Annotated in this window: 10 protein-coding genes; 8 read left to right on the forward strand and 2 right to left on the reverse strand. The window is 41.4% G+C overall.

Annotation, left to right across the window (positions count from 1 at the left end):
- Positions 1-106 precede the first annotated feature (106 nt).
- Positions 107-2,773 carry a type I DNA topoisomerase gene (topA, locus tag L0Z67_RS07515; RefSeq protein WP_062568917.1) on the forward strand — a complete coding sequence of 889 codons (2,667 nt, stop codon included), beginning with the start codon at positions 107-109 and terminating at the stop codon, positions 2,771-2,773.
- A 112-nt stretch (positions 2,774-2,885) separates the two neighbouring features.
- On the opposite strand, the gene L0Z67_RS07520 is transcribed toward topA, so the two are convergent.
- The gene (locus L0Z67_RS07520) at positions 2,886-3,128 is read right to left on the reverse strand and encodes a hypothetical protein (RefSeq protein ID WP_062568918.1); all 243 of its coding nucleotides are present in this window, start codon (positions 3,126-3,128) and stop codon (positions 2,886-2,888) included.
- 238 nt (positions 3,129-3,366) lie between these two features.
- Between L0Z67_RS07520 and L0Z67_RS07525 the strand changes: the two genes are divergently transcribed.
- Positions 3,367-3,915 carry a TIGR00645 family protein gene (locus L0Z67_RS07525; RefSeq protein WP_062568919.1) on the forward strand — a complete coding sequence of 183 codons (549 nt, stop codon included), beginning with the start codon at positions 3,367-3,369 and terminating at the stop codon, positions 3,913-3,915.
- 59 nt (positions 3,916-3,974) lie between these two features.
- Here the strand turns inward: L0Z67_RS07525 and L0Z67_RS07530 are convergent, their stop codons facing one another.
- Positions 3,975-5,600, reverse strand: coding sequence for an alpha-glucosidase (locus tag L0Z67_RS07530; RefSeq protein ID WP_405128644.1), 1,626 nt, complete (start codon positions 5,598-5,600; stop codon positions 3,975-3,977).
- Between the two features lie 674 nt (positions 5,601-6,274).
- Here L0Z67_RS07530 and L0Z67_RS07535 point away from each other — a divergent pair.
- The 6 genes from L0Z67_RS07535 (at position 6,275) to L0Z67_RS07560 (ending at position 18,376) form a co-directional block, all read left to right on the forward strand.
- A complete protein-coding gene (locus tag L0Z67_RS07535; RefSeq protein WP_062568921.1) occupies positions 6,275-9,064 on the forward strand; it encodes a TonB-dependent receptor in 2,790 nt (929 codons plus the stop codon).
- A gap of 104 nt (positions 9,065-9,168) precedes the next feature.
- Positions 9,169-10,665 (forward strand): tryptophan halogenase family protein, encoded by a 1,497-nt coding sequence (locus L0Z67_RS07540; protein ID WP_237115152.1) that lies wholly within the window; start codon positions 9,169-9,171, stop codon positions 10,663-10,665.
- Between the two features lie 2 nt (positions 10,666-10,667).
- The gene (locus tag L0Z67_RS07545) at positions 10,668-12,518 is read left to right on the forward strand and encodes a glycoside hydrolase family 13 protein (protein ID WP_405128645.1); all 1,851 of its coding nucleotides are present in this window, start codon (positions 10,668-10,670) and stop codon (positions 12,516-12,518) included.
- A gap of 94 nt (positions 12,519-12,612) precedes the next feature.
- Entirely contained in the window at positions 12,613-14,487 is a 1,875-nt protein-coding gene (locus L0Z67_RS07550; protein ID WP_405128711.1) for an alpha-amylase family glycosyl hydrolase, read from the forward strand.
- Positions 14,480-15,967, forward strand: coding sequence for an MFS transporter (locus L0Z67_RS07555; RefSeq protein WP_405128646.1), 1,488 nt, complete (start codon positions 14,480-14,482; stop codon positions 15,965-15,967). The genes L0Z67_RS07550 and L0Z67_RS07555 overlap by 8 nt, the downstream gene beginning before the upstream one ends.
- 9 nt (positions 15,968-15,976) lie before the next feature.
- Entirely contained in the window at positions 15,977-18,376 is a 2,400-nt protein-coding gene (locus tag L0Z67_RS07560) for a glucan 1,4-alpha-glucosidase (protein ID WP_405128647.1), read from the forward strand.
- Positions 18,377-18,688 lie beyond the last annotated feature (312 nt).

Consider the following 18,688-nt stretch of genomic DNA (forward strand, 5'->3'; position numbering starts at 1 on the left):
ATATTCGTGCTCTAATGTTAATAAATCATACTTATTTAGATAATGTGATGGATATACATTTATAGGAGCAAAAAACTTTAAAATTCTTGGTCAGAAATAGGCAGCTATGGGAAAATCACTTGTAATTGTAGAGTCTCCAGCAAAGGCTAAAACAATTAATAAATACTTAGGTAATGATTTTATCGTTAAGTCCAGTGTTGGGCATGTACGTGATCTACCGACTTCAGGTTCAGGCAAAGCAAAAACGGCAGCAACAAAAACACCTGCTGAAGTTCGCAAAATGTCACCAGAAGACAAAGCTGCCTATAAAAAGCAACGCGATTATAAGAACTTGGTTGCCCGCATGGGAATCGACCCTGAAAAGGGCTGGGAACCACACTACGAAGTGCTACCAGGCAAAGAAAAGGTCGTTCAAGAATTAAAAAAACTGGCAGAGAACGCTGATCAAATTTATCTCGCAACCGATTTGGATAGAGAGGGGGAAGCCATTGCGTGGCACCTCGAGCAAATTATTGGTGGTGAGCCAGAAAAATACAAGCGTGTTGTTTTTAACGAAATTACCAAGAATGCAATTCAACAAGCTTTCGAAACACCAGGTGAACTTAACACTGACATGGTGTATGCACAACAAGCTCGCCGTTTCTTAGACCGTGTTGTTGGTTTTATGGTTTCGCCACTACTTTGGGCGAAAGTAGCCCGAGGGTTATCAGCTGGTCGCGTGCAATCTGTTGCAGTTCGATTACTGGTTGAACGTGAACGCGAAATCAAAGCCTTCGTACCTGAAGAGTTCTGGGATATTCATGCTGATGTCAAAAATACCGAATCAGCATTACGATTAGAAGTTACAAAACACGCTGATAAAGCATTTAAGCCCGTTAATGAAGAGCAGGCGATGTCTGCTGTTAGTGAACTTGAAAAAGCTGACTACAAAGTCATTAGCGTTGAAGAAAAGCCAAGTAAGAGTAAACCGAGCGCACCGTTTATTACTTCAACCATGCAACAGGCTGCCAGTACACGCTTAGGTTATGGTGTTAAGAAGACCATGATGTTGGCACAGCGTCTGTATGAAGCGGGTCATATTACCTATATGCGTACCGATTCAACTAACTTGTCAAAAGATGCGGTTGAAATGTGTCGTGATTACGTTTCAGAGCAATTCGGTGATAAATACTTACCAAAGGCACCTATCAGCTATAGCTCAAAGGGCAATGCACAAGAAGCGCACGAAGCAATTCGTCCTTCAAGTGTAACGGTGCTGTCTGGACATTTAGATGGTGTTGAAGCAGACGCTAAAAAGCTGTACGAGTTAATCTGGCGTCAATTTGTGGCATGTCAAATGGTGCCTGCAGAGTACGATTTAACAACTCTGACAGTGGCTGCTGGTGATTATCAATTGAAAGCGAAAGGTCGTGTACTTCGCTTTGACGGTTGGACAAAAGTTCAGCCTGCTGTGCGCAAGAAAAATGAAGAAGATCAATCCTTACCTGCGGTGAAAGAGGGTGAAGTTCTTACTCTTGTTGAGCTTGATCCTAAACAGCATTTCACTAAACCACCAGCTCGCTTTAGCGAAGCAAGTTTAGTTAAAGAACTTGAAAAGCGTGGTATTGGTCGCCCATCAACATACGCATCCATTATCTCAACGATTCAAGACCGTGGTTACGTACGTGTTGAAAACCGTCGTTTCTTTGCCGAGAAAATGGGAGAGATTGTTACTGACCGCTTAGTAGAGAACTTTGAAGATCTCATGAATTTCGACTTCACCGCTAAAATGGAGGGTCGATTAGATGATATTGCTGAAGGCGAACGTGTTTGGACACAGGTGCTTGATAAATTCTACGCAGACTTTTCTAAGCAGTTAGAAATAGCCTCTGGAGATGAAGAGCAAGGCGGAATGCGCCAAAACCAGATGGTTGAAACAGATATTGATTGCCCAACATGTGGCCGTAAGATGGGTATTCGTACCGCATCAACGGGTGTGTTTTTAGGCTGTACAGGTTACAACCTACCACCGAAAGAACGTTGTACAACAACCATGAATTTGGTGCCAGGTGATGAAGCGATTGCTGCTGATGTAGAAGATGTTGAAACAGAAACATTAATGCAAATGAAGCGTTGCCCTATTTGTGAAACGGCGATGGATTCATACTTAATTGATGAAACTCGCAAGTTGCATGTGTGTGGTAACAACCCTGCATGTAAGGGTTATATTGTTGAGCAAGGCACTTTCAAAATTAAAGGTTACGACGGCCCCATTATCGAATGTGATAAATGTGGTGCAGACATGCAGTTAAAGTCAGGTCGTTTTGGTAAATACTTCGGCTGTAGTAATGAAGAGTGTAAGAATACACGTAAGTTACTTAAAAATGGCGAAGCCGCACCACCAAAAGAAGATCCGGTTCATTTACCTGAGCTTGAGTGTGAAAAGTCAGAAGCTTATTTTGTCCTAAGGGACGGAGCATCCGGTATTTTCTTAGCTGCAAATACTTTTCCGAAATCACGGGAAACACGTGCGCCAAAAGTTGAAGAGCTTAAGCGTTTTAAAGATCGTATTTCAGAGAAGTTTTATTACCTTGCTGAAGCACCGACGCAAGACCCTGATGGTAACCTTGCTGTAGTACGTTACAGTCGTAAAAACAAAGAGCAGTATGTTATGAGTGAAGTCGACGGTAAAGCCACAGGCTGGACAGCACACTACCAAAATGGCAAATGGGTAGAAGAGAGCAAAAAGAAAGCTCCCGCGAAGAAAAAAGCGGCCAGCAAAGCTAAAAAGTAACGTGTCTTTTTATATTAATTCGCTTAATTAAGTGAATTAATATTAGTAAAATAAAAAACCGGAGTGCACCTCTTTGTGTCAGCTCCGGTTTTTTTAATCTGAATTATAAACGCTAGATTTGTACGTCGTTTACTTTTTTGTAGCCTTCAGCTTCAAGCTCATCATTCACGCATTTTAAAACGTAAGGTTTAAGCTCGTCATTGCTGATGTCATCATCTTTAGCCCAGTTTAAACACATTTCAGTGTATTCTTTGATCATTTCAGCTGATGCTTCAGGTGCTTCGTTAGCGATTGCATTTGATGCAGACATAGTCAATACCGGCGCCAAAATCAGTGCTAGCAATGCTTTTTTCATTTAATTATTCCTAATCAACAAAATTAATTATTACTGGCTTATCACACAGTAATGGTGCGCAATGTGTAAACCACTTTGCTTGAATGAAGTTATAAACTAAATTTCTAAAAAAGATAACGAAATTTTTTTATCGTAAAGATAAACAAGAAACAACCAATATTTTTGGCTGCAATACTAGCTATACGCCCCTAATTCCACGTATTATCTTCCTAATTTTAAAAGGAAAGTGAATCTAGTTATGTCTGAGCAAGTGACAAATTCAAAAGTAAAGAAAGTACCGACCAAGGTAGAGCAAGTTGTTGAGAGTTTTATTTTTCGGTCGCGTTGGTTATTAGCGCCGTTCTTTATTGGCTTATTAGTCGCTGTTGTTTTGTTACTACTGAAGTTCTTTAAATATTTGTACAGCATGGCCTTAAATACGTTTACTGCCTCAAATCAAGAGTTGCTAGTTGGTATTTTAACCTTAGTAGACACTGCTTTATTAGCAGGGTTGCTACTTATTATCATCTTCAGTGGTTATGAAAACTTTGTTTCAAAGTTGAATATCGAAAACCATGAAGACCGCCCTGTGTGGATGGGAAAAGTTGGTTTCTCTGGCCTGAAAATGAAATTGATCAGTGCTATCGTGGCCATATCCGCTGTTGAGCTCTTAAAGGTGTTTATCAGCTCGAATAATCACTCCACTGATGAACTACTTTGGAAAGTATTAATTCACGTCACATTTGTGGTCTCTGGGGTGTTATTTGCTTTAACGGATTATATTAACAGTAAGACGATGAATCATTGATAGCGCTACAATCATGAAAAAGCCCTGCAATTGCAGGGCTTGGCTTTAACAACTGATGTTTAATTCAGGGTTGCATAAAAGCAACCGAACCCGGGCAGAGTGACTTTATTATTGTTTAATTCAGCTGTGTGATGAGAGAGCTCAGTATGCTGTGAAGATATAGTATCTGCGATAACAAGCTCGCTACTTTGTGCACCTAAGTTGAATGCACAAAGCATTTTAACGCCGTCCAAAGCACGATAGAAAGCAAGTACAGGTTCTTCTGTATTAATAAATTCAATATCACCTTCTAATAGTACGTTTTTATCTTTACGCCATGCCATAAATTCACGGTAAGCGTTTAAAATCGAATCTTTATCTTGGTCTTGTGTACTTACCGCTGCGACCTTATGGGCATCGCCCACTGGCAACCATGGTTTTGTTGTAGAAAAGCCTGCTTGTTCTGCATCACTTGCATCCCATGGCATAGGCGTACGACAGCCATCGCGACCTTTAAAGTTTGGCCAGAATGTAATGCCATATGGGTCTTGTAAGTCTTCAAACGCGACTTCGGCTTCACCCAAACCTAGCTCTTCACCTTGATACATACATACGCTACCACGTAACGAAGCAAGTAGGGCAGTTAACATTTTACATTGCTGTGGCTCAATTTTTTCACCTTGACTCCAGCGACTAGCGACACGCTCTACGTCATGGTTGCTAAATGCCCAACAAGGCCAGCCTTCTGTCATGCGTTGCTCTAACGTGTTGACGGTTGTGCGAATATATTCTGCGCTGTAGTCATTAGTTAGTAGCTCAAAACTATAGCCCATATGCAGCTTGTCACCGCCTGATGTGTATTCAGCCATGGTTGCTAATGAGTCTTCAGATGAAATCTCACCTAATGCAACAGTACCTGGGTATTTATTCAAAAGGGCACGAATGTCTTGCATAAAGCTCAGGTTTTCGGGTTGCGTATTGTTGTAATAGTGATACTGAAACGCATACGGGTTGTCTTCGCTAAAACCACGGCCTTGACGTTTTTCAGGTGGCTTTGCAGGGTTATCACGTAATTGAGCGTCATGATAACAGAAGTTTATGGCATCTAAACGGAAGCCATCAACGCCTTTTTTCAGCCAAAACTCAACATTGTCTAATACCGCTTTGCGTACTTCAGGATTATGGAAGTTTAGATCTGGTTGCTCAGCAAAAAAGTTATGCAAGTAATATTGGCCACGGCGAGGCTCCCACTGCCATGCAGGACCACCAAAGATTGATAACCAGTTATTTGGTTGTGTACCATCAGGCTTTGCATCCGCCCAAACATACCAATCAGATTTGTCGTTAGTCTTATCTTCACGGCTATCAAGAAACCATTGATGTTGATCTGATGTATGGCTTAATACTTGATCAATAATAATTTTAATATCACGTTGGTGTGCTTGTGCAATTAACTCATCAAAGTCATCGAGGTTACCAAAGATAGGGTCTATGTCACGGTAGTCACTGATGTCGTAACCAAAATCTTTCATTGGTGATTTAAAAAAAGGTGAGACCCAAATTGCATCCACGCCAAGGCTCTTAATGTAATCGATACGATCAATGATGCCTTTGATATCGCCAATGCCATCGCCATTAGTGTCTTGGAAGCTACGCGGATAAACTTGGTAAATAACCGCACCTTTATACCACTGCTTTTGAGTCATGTTTTTCTCCATCGTGACATTCAGTGTCTGTAAACTGAGAGGTAACCTCACAAGGATTACCAGAATGTCAAAAGCATACGTGAAGGGGGGTAGGCTGTAAAAACTCTGCATACGTATGCACGTTAAATTAACGTTTTAACTCAGCATAATTTATTAACGCTAGTCGTGTGTGTTGAATTAATTTTTAATGTGAAATTCTTTACCAATTTTTTACTGTCCTAAAAAACACAACTAAAAATCCACTGTGGTGCATAAAATAGCTGGCTTGTCACAAAGTGGTGCAACAAGTTTTTTGGTATGACCAATTAACATTCGCTGTGTTGAATTAGAAGTAATAATTTTTCTATCCTCTTTGATCACTAGTAAGTATTAGCTTTTACAGTCAGGTCCCAGTTTGGGTGCTTAAAGTAAGACAATTTTGTTTCATTCACATTTCCTTACTTGGCTTTGAAAATAAATAAATAATAATCAGTAACTTAACTATTTCACCTGTAAAATATTTGTTAAATTTAAATTGCATGAACTAGGCTGAATACGTATGCATAAATTTGTTAAGAAAATAAGCTGAGCGTTAATATTCATCTCGACAACAAAATCAGTCAGCGAATAACAGCTTTTCTGAAACAGATAACTGCATCACGTTGGCATTACAATTTGGGTAATGGGAAAACATTATGTCTATGTTCAAACCAAGTATATTAACTCTGGCTCTTACAGCCGCAGGTTTAAATAGTTTTGTAGCGTATGCTGCTGAAGAAGACCAAAAAGCAAAAAATGATAACGTTGAGGTTATCGAAGTAAAAGGTTTTCGTGGCAGTGTTGTAGAGTCTATTAATACGAAACGCTTCACACCTGAAGTCGTTGAGTCAATCTCAGCAGAAGATATCGGTAAATTACCTGATTCATCAATCGCTGAATCGATCGCGCGTCTTCCTGGTTTAACAGCCCAGCGTCTAGATGGACGTGCAAGTCGGGTTAGTGTTCGTGGTTTTAGCGAAAACGAAAGTGCCACAACTTTCAATGGTCGTGAACAGGTGTCAATTGGTGACAACCGTGGCGTTGAATTTGACCTTTACCCATCAGAAATCATGAGCGGTGTAACTGTATATAAAACACCGAGTGCAGGTATTGAAGCCGAAGGTATTGCTGGCGTAATTGACATGCAAACTGTAAAACCTTTAAGCAAAGGTGAGCAAGTTATCATGTTCAATGGTCAATATGAGCAAACAGGCTTTGATAAATTAAACCCAGACGGCGACGATAAAGGGTTTCGTGGCACAATTTCTTATATCGATCAGTTTGCTGATGACACCATCGGCGTTGCATTTGCCTACAATACGATGAGCTCTCCAAATCAAGAGAAGCGTTGGAACTCATGGGGCTACCCAGAATTTACCGGCGAAGATGGTAATACCTATTCTATCTTAGGTGGCGCTAAGCCGTTTGTACGCTCATCGACACTTGAACGTGATACAGCCATGTTCGTGTTAGAAGCAGCACCGAATGACCGTTTAAATATGACATTCGATGCTTTGTATGTGGATTTTTCAGATGAAAAAATCCTACGTGGTATCGAAGTTCCATTTGCATGGGGTCAAGGTTCAATCGACCCTAGTTCAGCCGTTGTTGATGCAGACTCAGGTTTTATAACCAGTGCTGTTACACAAGGTCAACGTGTTGTAGTGCGTAATGACTATGAAGAGCGTAATGCAGAGCTAACTCAATTTGGTTTTAACACTAAGTACGATATCAGTGATGACTGGTCAGTAGAGTTTGACGCTAGTCGCTCTGAAGTTGAACGTCAAATCTGGAGTATCGAAAGCTACTCAGGTACAGGTCGTGGCGATGCAAATGGCATTGCAGATGATATTGGTTATGTATTTGACGGTGGTAACACAGGGGCACAATTCAGCCATAACCTTGATTACAGTGATTATGATTTAATTCAACTAGGTGGTCCATTATCCTGGGGTGCAAGTGCTGCTCTGAATGATAAATATGGTTTAACTGGTACTGAATACGAGAATACCGCACAAGATGGCTTTATCAATGCGCCAGAAATCAATGATGAACTAAGCACATTGAAGCTTGCTGCAAGCAAAGTCCTTGATAACGCTTATATCAGCCGCGTGTCATTCGGTGTGTCATATCGTGACCGTGAGAAGAGTAAACTGTCTGAAGGTTACTTCATGACGTTAAAAGACTTCTCACTTTCAAACCCTGGTATGTTATCAATCCCAGAGCAATACCGCTTAGGTACGGCGAGCCTTGATTTCATTGGTATGGGCAATATGGTTGCTTATGATACCAATGCTTTAGTGAATGATGGCTACTACAGCTTACTTCAAGAAAGCTTAACTGATTCAAAGCACAAGACACAATCGTGGACAGTACAAGAAGAAGTGACAGCGTTCTTTGCTCAAGCAGACATTAATGCAGAGCTAGGTTCAATCCCAGTAACAGGTAACATTGGTGTTCGCTATGTTAAAACTGAACAGTCTTCACAAGGCTTCGCTGCTAACACAGTTGACGGTCTAGTCGTTGTATCTCCAACAGATGTAAGTCACGATTACAGCCATTTCTTACCAAGCTTAAACTTATCATTTGCAATCGATGAAGAGCAAACCGTACGTTTCGGCGCAGCGAAAACAATTTCTCGTGCCCGCTTAGACGAAATGAACTCATCAGTTAATGCATCTTATAATCAACAACCAGATGAAAACGGTAATTACTGGAGTGTATCAGGTGGTAACCCTGAGCTGGAGCCTAAAGAAGCAACTGGCTTTGACTTAAGCTACGAAAACTACTTCCATGAAGAAGGTTATTTTGCCGCTGCATTTTTCTATAAAGATATTACGCAGTGGATCTTTGATGGTACTTACGAAATTGATATGAGCGGTGTTGCTGACCCATCAACAGGTGAGATTCCAGCAACTTCAACGGGTACCGGCTCTGGTAAAGTAAATGGTGGCTCTGGTGACCTTTGGGGTTATGAGCTTTCATTAACACTGCCGTTCACCATGTTTAGTGATTCACTTGATGGCTTTGGTTTAATCGCAAGTCACACAGGTGTTGAGCAAGATATTACAGACCAAAACGGTAATGAGTATGAGCTACCTGGTTTATCTGACCAAATCGATAGCTTAACAGTGTACTTTGAGCGTAACGGTTTCCAAGCGCGTACTAGCATGCGTAAGCGCAGCGATTTTAAAGGTGATGTATACGGTTTAGGTTTTGCGACTACACAAGTTGATATTAAAGGCGAAACAATTTGGGATGCGCAAATTGGTTACGACTTTAGTGAAGGCGGCGTAGAGAGCCTTGACGGTTTATCTGTAACATTCCAAGTTCAGAACATCACTGAAGAGCCGTTTACATCACTACAAGGTGATAACTCACTACAAGTGCGTGATTACCAAGACTACGGTCGTACATTCCTGTTAGGCTTCAGCTACAAGCTGTAATAAGCTAATGTAGTGATAGAAATTGCCCTTGTGATTTGTTTTACAAGGGCTTTTTTGTATCAGTGAGCTACACTCAATAAATTGAAATTGGTGTTAGGTGTACTATGGGTTCAAAAAAGATAACGAAGGTTGTAATTGCCGGTGGTGGTACTGCAGGATGGATCACTGCCGCATTACTCAATAAAGTACTGGGTAAAGTGCTCGAAATTACACTTGTTGAGTCAGCTGAAATTGGCACCGTTGGGGTAGGTGAAGCAAGTATTCCGCCTATTTTACATCTTAATGGTGCACTTGGCATTTCAGAAAAAGAATTTATAGAGGCCACTGGCGCAACGATTAAGCTCGGTATCGAGTTTGAGAATTGGCGCAGCCAAGGTCACGGCTATATGCACGCCTTTGGTGAGATAGGTAAAGATTTTCCGTTTTGTGAGTTTTATCATTTTTGGTTAAAAGCACATCACGCTAATAATGTACCTGATTTTTGGGATTTTTCACTTAATTATCAAGCTGCCAAAGCTCATAAATTTGCCCACCTTAAACATATTCCTAACACCCAGTTAGCGGGCTTACACTATGCTTACCATTTTGATGCCACTCGATATGGCGAATTCTTAAAAGAATTAGCGCAATCACAGGGCGTTAAACGCATTGAAGGCAAAATTGAATCGGTTAATCAATGCCATGAAAGCGGACTTATTCGCTCTTTGCAGCTTAAAAATGGCGAGCAAATAGATGGCGATTTATTTATTGATTGCACAGGCCTTCGCGCTTTATTGATAGAACAGACACTAAATACTGGTTTTGAAGATTGGTCGCACTGGTTGCCTTGCGATAGTGCTGTTGCAGTACAAAGTGAATCAGCAACGGATGCAATTCCTTATACACGCTCGATTGCAAAAGACTCAGGCTGGCAATGGCAAATTCCATTACAGCATCGTGTAGGCAACGGCCTTGTATATTCTTCTCGTTTCTTATCAGACGAAGCGGCAAAACAACAGCTGTTGGACAACTTACCTGCAAAACAACTCACAGAGCCGCGATTTATTAAATTTAAAACAGGGCGGCGCTTAAAACAGTGGCATAAAAATGTGGTATCGATTGGCTTATCGAGCGGTTTTTTAGAGCCATTAGAATCGACCAGTATTCATTTAATTCAAAGTGCAGCGATTCGTTTGATTAAGTTTTTTCCTCATCAAGGTATTAAGCAATGCCTTGTGGATGAATTTAATCAACAAAGTAAAACAGAATTTGAGCGAATTCGTGACTTTATCATTCTTCATTACAAACTAACTGAGCGTGATGACACTGCATTTTGGCGTTTTTGTAAAAATATGGATATTCCAAGCAGTCTTAAAAAGAAAATTGAGCTATTTAAAACCAGCGGCAAGCTCGTAAGAGAAGACGATGAATTATTTGCCGAAGTGGCATGGCAGCAAGTGATGATAGGGCAAGGACTCATTGCAGAGGATCATCACCCATTGGCTGATGCATTATCCGATGAGCAATTAAATGAGCTATTTAGTAGTTTAAAAACCTTGATTAATAGTGCCGTTGAGCAACTGCCGAGCCACCGTCAATTTTTAGAAAAAGTACAAAATTAATTATGAAAAAAACACAGACATTTTTAGCGTTAACCACCGCATTCACGCTTTTCAACTCGACTGCAAGTTATGCAATTACCGCATCACCAGAAAATTGGTGGGTAGGGATGCAAAACAACTCACTGCAAGTCATGCTTTACGATAACAATATTGCTAACAAAACCTGGCAAATGATGCCTTATAAAGGCGTTGAGTTTAAAGGGGTGACAACAACAAATAACCCTAACTACGCTTTTTTAGATTTAAACATCAGCGATAATACAAAGCCGGGAAAACTGACTTTTAAAGCTGAAGATGGCACAACGTTTACTTACCCATTAAATGCTCGAGATAAGCAAAGTGCCAACCGCGATGGCTTTACAAACAAAGATACGCTGTATTTAATCAATCCTGATCGCTTTGTAAATGGTGACCCAAGTAACGACAGCGTTGCAGGTATGCAGGAGGCTGCAAATCCGAGCTTCAAAGGAGGTCGTCATGGCGGTGATATTCAAGGTGTTATTAATAGCCTAGATTATCTTGAGGACTTAGGTGTAACGCAACTTTGGTTAACACCTGTGCTTGAAAATGACATGCCAAGTTATTCTTATCATGGTTATGCCATTACTGACTTCTACAAGGTTGATCCGCGTATGGGCAGTAATGCACTTTACAAAACCTTATCCGCAGAAGCGAAAGAGCATGGCATCGGCTTAGTGATGGACATGGTACTTAACCACTTTGGTTCATCGCATCAGTGGATGGTTGATATGCCAACAGCAGATTGGGTTAACTTTGATGGCAAGTTTGAAAACGGTAAAAATGCCACAAGCCACGCCAGACAAACAATTCAAGACCCTCATGCCAGCCAATACGATAAACGTCAATTTAATGATGGGTGGTTTGTTGAGTCGATGCCTGATTTAAATCAGCGCCAGCCGTTACTCTCAACTTATTTGATTCAAAATGCCATTTGGTGGATTGAATACGCCAACTTAAGCGGCATTCGTGTTGATACCTATTCATACTCAGATAAAGCGTTTTTAGCCGATTGGACTAAAGCGATTATGACCGAGTATCCAAACTTTAATATTGTTGGCGAAGAGTGGACAACCAACCCAGCAATTGCTTCTTATTGGCAGCGCGGCAAAGTCAATCAAGATGGCTATACCTCTGATTTACCAAGTGTGATGGATTTTTCATTACAAGAAGCACTGATCCAAGCACTTAATGAAGAGGAAAGTTGGAATACAGGTTGGATAAAAGTGTATCAATCGCTAGCGAATGACTTTTTATATGCAGATACCGATAACATTTTAGTGTTTGCAGATAACCATGACATGAGTCGTGTTTACACTGAGCTTGGGCAAGACTTAGCAAAAACGAAATTGGCCATGACGCTACTGTTAACAACTCGCGGTATTCCACAAATTTATTACGGCACTGAGCTGTTGCTTGATAACACGCCAAGTAATGATCACGGTGATATTCGTATTGACTTCCCAGGTGGCTTTAAAGGTCAAAAAGCAAATGCTTTCACAGGCAAAGGGCTTTCAGCTGATCAGCAAGAGATGTTAGCTAGCATGAAAAAACTGCTTAAGCTGCGCCAAGAAAAGCCAGCGCTAAGCGAGGGCCGTTTAATGCATTTTTCGCCAAAGCAAGGCGTTTACAGCTATGTGAGAGAGCATAATGGCCAAACTGTATTGGTTGTTCTGAACAAAAACCAACAAGCCATTGATTGGGACTTAAGCTACATGCAAGAAGTGCTAAAAGGCACTAACAAAGGGCGCGATTTAATCAGCGAAAAGCGCGTTGATCTTGCTACGCCAATCCGCTTAAAAGCGATGCAAGCACGCTTAATCGAGCTTGAATAATTGCAACTAATAGGCTGAATACGTATGCATTTACTGTCCGTATGCAGCCCTTAACATTAGTATGAACTGATATTTACAGAAAAATGAAGTAATGATGACAACATATAAAATAACCGCGTTAGTCGTGGCATCGGTACTAGGTTTAACTGCCTGTGGTCGCGATGCACCAGCAGAGCAGAACACACAAAAAACGCAATCTGAATCTAGCCAAGCCGCTATCTCCAAGCCTGTGGTATACCAAGTATTCACTCGATTATTTGGTAATACAAACACCACCAATAAACCTTGGGGCACATTAGAAGAAAATGGGGTAGGCAAATTCGCTGATTTTAATGATGCAGCATTACAAGGCATTAAAGAGCTAGGTACAACGCATGTTTGGTATACAGGTGTGCCGCGTCATGCTTTAGTAACTGATTATACAGAATACGGTTTGTCGCAAGATGACCCTGATGTTGTAAAAGGGCGTGCAGGCTCACCGTATGCGGTGAAAGATTATTACGATGTTAATCCTGATTTAGCAATTAATCCTGAGCGCCGCTTAGAGGAGTTTGTAGAGCTAATCAATCGTACTCATGAGCACGGTATGAAAGTTGTTATTGATATTGTGCCAAACCACGTAGCGCGTAACTATGAGTCAGTCGCCAAGCCTGAAGGCGTAAAGGATTTTGGTGCTGATGATGACACGACAAAAACGTATGCGCGCGATAACAACTTTTACTATGTAACAGGGCAGTCATTTCAAGTTCCTACCAGCGATAGCTACCAAGTGTTAGGTGGCAACCCGCATCCACTTGCTGATAATCAATTTGCCGAAAGCCCAGCAAAATGGACGGGTAATGGGGCACGTGCCGCTAAACCAGACATCAATGATTGGTACGAAACCGTTAAAATCAATTACGGTGTGAAACCAGATGGCAGCTACGATTTCCCAACACTACCTGCTGATTACGCTGATAAAGATTACCGCGCCCACTACGCATTTTGGCAAGATAAAGAGCTGCCAAATAGCTGGTATAAATTCCGTGATATCGCGCTTTATTGGTTAGATAAAGGTGTCGATGGTTTCCGTTATGATATGGCCGAGATGGTGCCTGTTGAGTTTTGGAGCTTTTTAAATTCATCAATCAAGATGCAAAAAAGTGATGCCTTTATTCTAGCCGAAGTTTATAACCCAACGCTTTACCGGCCATATATCCAGCAAGGTAAGATGGATTATCTGTACGACAAAGTCGGTTTTTACGACACGGTTAAAGCTGTGATGCAAGGTAAGCAACCAGCGGATACTATTTTCGATATTCAAAGCCAAGTGGCTGATATTGAAGAGCACATGCTGCACTTTTTAGAAAACCATGATGAGCAACGTATTGCTAGCCCAGATTTCGCGGGCAGCAGTGAAAAAGGTAAGCCAGCAATGGTGGTGTCTACCTTAATGTCGCGCTCGCCAACCTTACTTTATTTTGGTCAAGCTGTCGGTGAAGATGGCTCTGAAAATGGTGGCTTTGGTGACCCAACGCGTACCAGTATCTTCGATTATATGGGTGTACCTGCGCATCAAGCGTGGATGAATAATGGTAAATTCGATGGAGGTGCACTTTCAAAAGAGCAAGCTAACCTTCGCGCTTACTACACTAAGTTAATGTCATTAAACTCACTTCCTGCCATTGTCGGCGGTGACATGCAAGCGGTTGAATTGACCGGCTCAGAACAAGTCATTGCCTTTACGCGCAAGCTAGGTCAACAGCTGGTGCTTGTGGTAAGTAACTTTTCAGAAAACCCACAAAATGTTGAGCTTACTCTTAACCAAGCGTTGTTACCTAAGCTTAACCACAGTGGTTTAACATTAACTGATAACCTAGAGAATCATGCTGACATTGTGATTTCTGAGGCAACAACAAATGCGCCAATTCAATTACAACTGAATGGCTTGAGCAGTGCAGTATTTACCTTAAAGGCTGACAATGAATAATAACAAACCAACGCTAAGCTTTTGGCAAATATGGAATATGTGCTTTGGGTTCCTTGGCATCCAATTTGGCTTTGCATTACAAAATGGTAATGTGAGCCGTATTTTTCAAACCCTAGGTGCGAATGTTGATGACATTCCAATCCTTTGGGTTGCTGCGCCACTAACAGGCCTTATTGTGCAGCCGATCATCGGTTATTGGAGCGATAAAACATGGAATAAGTTAGGTCGCCGCCGTCCATTCTTTTTCTATGGGGCTATTTTAACGACGTTATCGTTATTCATTATGCCTAACTCACCAAGCCTCTGGATTGCAGCGGGTATGTTATGGATCATGGATGCGTCAATTAACGTGACTATGGAGCCTTTCCGTGCCCTTGTGAGCGATAACCTGCCAAAAAAACAACGTGCAACAGGGTATGCGATGCAAAGCTTCTTCATTGGTGTTGGCGCGGTTGTAGCCTCTGCACTCCCTTGGATGATGACTAACTGGTTCGATATTGCCAATACAGCACCTGCAGGGCAAATTCCTGACTCTGTGAAATTTTCGTTTTACTTTGGTGCCGTTGTGTTACTCGTCGCCGTTTTTTGGACCGTATTTACCACCAAAGAATATTCACCTCAAGAGCTTGAAAGCTTTCATGAACAAGAGCAGAGCGATGACTCAAACGATCTTCAAAGTGATGTAAACTTTAACAAAGGCGCTGCAATTTTTACGGTTCTTGGCCTTGTCGTTCTGGGTATTGTTACAGGCCTATCGCTTGAAAAAGAGCTTTATTTGCTTGCTGGTGGTTTGATTAGCTTTGGTGTTATTCAATTTATTGCTGGTGCTTTAAAAGCTAAAAACGCAACCAGTGGTGGCTTTTATCAAGTTGTGAATGATGTATTCACAATGCCTGAGGCAATGAAGCAATTGGCTTGGGTGCAATTTTTTAGCTGGTTCTCATTGTTTGCAATGTGGATTTATACCACCTCAGCGGTAACCAGTTTCCACTACGGCAGCAGTGATACAAGCTCACTTGCTTACAATAACGGTGCGGACTGGGTTGGCGTATTATTTGCCGCTTACAATGGTTTTGCTGCCATTGCTGCAATTTGTATCCCGATCATCGTAAAAAAAGTGGGGCTTAAAATGGCCCATGCTATCAATCTTGTGTTAGGTGCATTAGGGCTGGTCAGCTTTATTATTATCAAAGATCCGAGTTTACTTATCTGGCCGATGATTGGTGTCGGTTTCGCTTGGGCATCAATTCTCTCTTTACCGTACGCAATGTTAAGTACCTCAGTACCGAGTAAGAAAATGGGTGTGTACATGGGTATCTTTAACTTCTTTATTGTTATCCCGCAGCTTTTGGCGGCAAGCGTATTAGGCCTAATTTTACGCCACTTTTTTGATAATCAACCGATTTATGCGTTAGTGCTAGGTGCAGTGTCATTCGTACTAGCAGCAATTGCTGTACTGCGCGTTAAGCAACAATACTAAGGACACACAATGAAAAAAATTAATCTCATTACAGCAAGTTTGTTAGCGTTAGGTTTAACAGCTTGTAGTTCAGAGCAATCAGTTAATACAGCAGTAAAGCAGGTTTCTGCGCCTGGTGCGCCAGGTGTTGAGCCTTTTTGGGCTTACTCAGGTAAAACAGGTATTGGTACATCGTATGAGCAATACCAAGACGGCCATTACAGCGACTCTGCCGCTACAGGCAAAGTATCAAAAGTTTGGTTTTCAATCGCGAAAGGCATGATCACAGAAACCATGTTTGGTTTAATTCACCAAGCACAAATCAAAGATATGCAGTTTGTTGTAGTCGGTAAAGACTTTACCGTAACAGAAAGTGATGATCTGGATGTAAGCATTGATTATTTATACAAAGACGACGCGGGTCGCCCATTATCGCTTGCTTATAAAGTAGTCAGTAAAGATAAACAAGGCCGTTTCACCCTAGAAAAACATATCTTCACTGATCCTAACGGTCAAACATTGTTTGTTCGTAGCGTATTTAATACAGATCTTGATGGTGTGAAAGCCTACGTTAATGTAAACCCTTATATTGATAACAATGGCTTAGATGACTTTGCAAAAGTGACCGACAAGGGTCTGGTTGCTTGGCAGGATGATAACTTTTTATCTTTACAAGCAGCTCAACCATTTAAGCAAGCAAGCGTTGGCTTTACGGGTGTAAGTGATGGCTTAAAAGAGTTAAAAGCATCGCAATCATTATCAACGACTTACCAAAATACGGGTGATAAGTCGGGCAATGTAAGCTTACTTGCAGAGCTTGGCGAAGTATCAAAGAACACCACTTTTGATTTAGCTTTAAGTTTTGGTAACTCTGAAGCTGCAAGTTTAAAAGAAGGTCAAGCAAGTTTAAACCAAGGCTACCAAAAAGTGCTTGCTGCCTATAACGGTGAGGGTGCTGCAATTGGTTGGGAAGACTACTTATCAAGCCTTGCGCCTTTGAGCACATTATCTAATAGCACCGCTGATAATGGTAAGTTGCTCTACACCAGTGCCATGGTGTTAAAAGCGCAAGAAGATAAAACCCATGCCGGTGCTTTAATTGCGTCACTTTCTAACCCTTGGGGTGAAACAGTATCAGCTAAAACAGGTTCTACCGGTTATAAAGCGGTTTGGGTTCGTGACTTCTATCAAGTAGCAATGGCATTTATGGCCATGGGTGATACACGTACCGCCAAGACAGCGTTTGAATATCTAGAAAAAGTACAAGTAACAGATAATACACCAGGTAATGGTGGTGACACTGGGTGGTTCTTACAAAAGACGCACGTTGATGGTGAGCTTGAGTGGGTAGGTGTACAGCTTGACCAAACAGCAATGCCAATTATGCTTGCATGGAAACTACATCAAGCAGGCGTACTTAACGATCAAGAGCTGACAGATTGGTATGGCAAAATGTTAAAGCCAGCTGCTGATTTCTTGGTTGATGGTGGCCTTGCGAAAATTCTTTGGAACGACACGCAAGTTATACCACCCGCAACACAACAAGAGCGTTGGGAAGAACAAAATGGCTTCTCACCTTCAACAACTGCTGCGGTTGTTGCAGGCTTAGTGACAGCTGCTGATATTGCTAAAAAAGCAGGCGACACCAAAAATGCAGAGCGTTACCTAGCAACGGCTAAAACCTACAACAGTGAAATTGAAAGCACGATGTTTACGACTCAAGGTAACCTTAAGTCTGAAAACAGCGATGGCGAATATTTCATTCGTATTGGTCAAGACAAAGATCCAAACTCATCAACTACACTTAACGCTAATAATGGTCGTGAAGGCTTTGATAAAAAGCAAATCCTTGATGGTGGTTTCTTAGAGCTTGTACGTTATGGTGTTCGTGATGCACTTGCGCCAAGTATTGTAAAAACATTACCAGAGTATGATGACGAAACCTTAGTTGATAACCTGCAAGTACGTTACACCTTTAACTTTGCTGATGGCTCAGGTTCATACCCAGGCTACCGTCGCTATGGTAACGATGGTTACGGTGAAGATGAAGTGACAGGTAACAACTATGCTGAAGGTGGTAACAACACCCCTGGTCAACGAGGGCGTGTATGGCCGTTTTTCACAGGTGAGCGTGGTCACTATGAAATCGCCGCGGCAAACGCAACTAATAGCCTTGATGCAATAAAACAACAAGCAATTAAAGACACCTATGTAAAAGGCATGGAAGCATTTGCTAATGAAGGGATGATGTTACCTGAACAAGTTTGGGATGGTGTAGGTAACAATAAAGCAGGCTATCAGCTAGGTGAGGGTACAAACTCAGCCACACCGCTTGCTTGGACTCATGCTGAATACATCAAGTTACTTCGCTCAGTGAGCGACAAACAAGTATGGGATCACTACCCAGTTATTGAAGATGCGTTAAAGTAGTTTTGCTAACGCAGTAACACAAAAGCCACGGCACTCGCCGTGGCTTTTGTTTTTTAACATTGTTAACCTCTAAGGGGGAGTATGAAGCATTTTATTGTTGTATGTTAAAGCTGAAATATTCCACTTGGCTCTAAAATAGGTAAAAATAATTTGGATTACATAAGGTTAAAAGGATAATGACTGTACTCGATTTACTCGTTTTTGCTTTGAGCTTTATTTTCATTGTGGGAATGTTCTTAATCATCCTGCCAATGCTTTTTTTATTAAATCTAAAAAGTTGCCTATGGTAGAGGAAATTCTCGATGACGGTAA

Origin of the sequence: Pseudoalteromonas sp. PB2-1 (assembly GCF_045040605.1) — a bacterium.
Taxonomy (GTDB): Bacteria; Pseudomonadota; Gammaproteobacteria; order Enterobacterales; family Alteromonadaceae; genus Pseudoalteromonas; species Pseudoalteromonas arabiensis.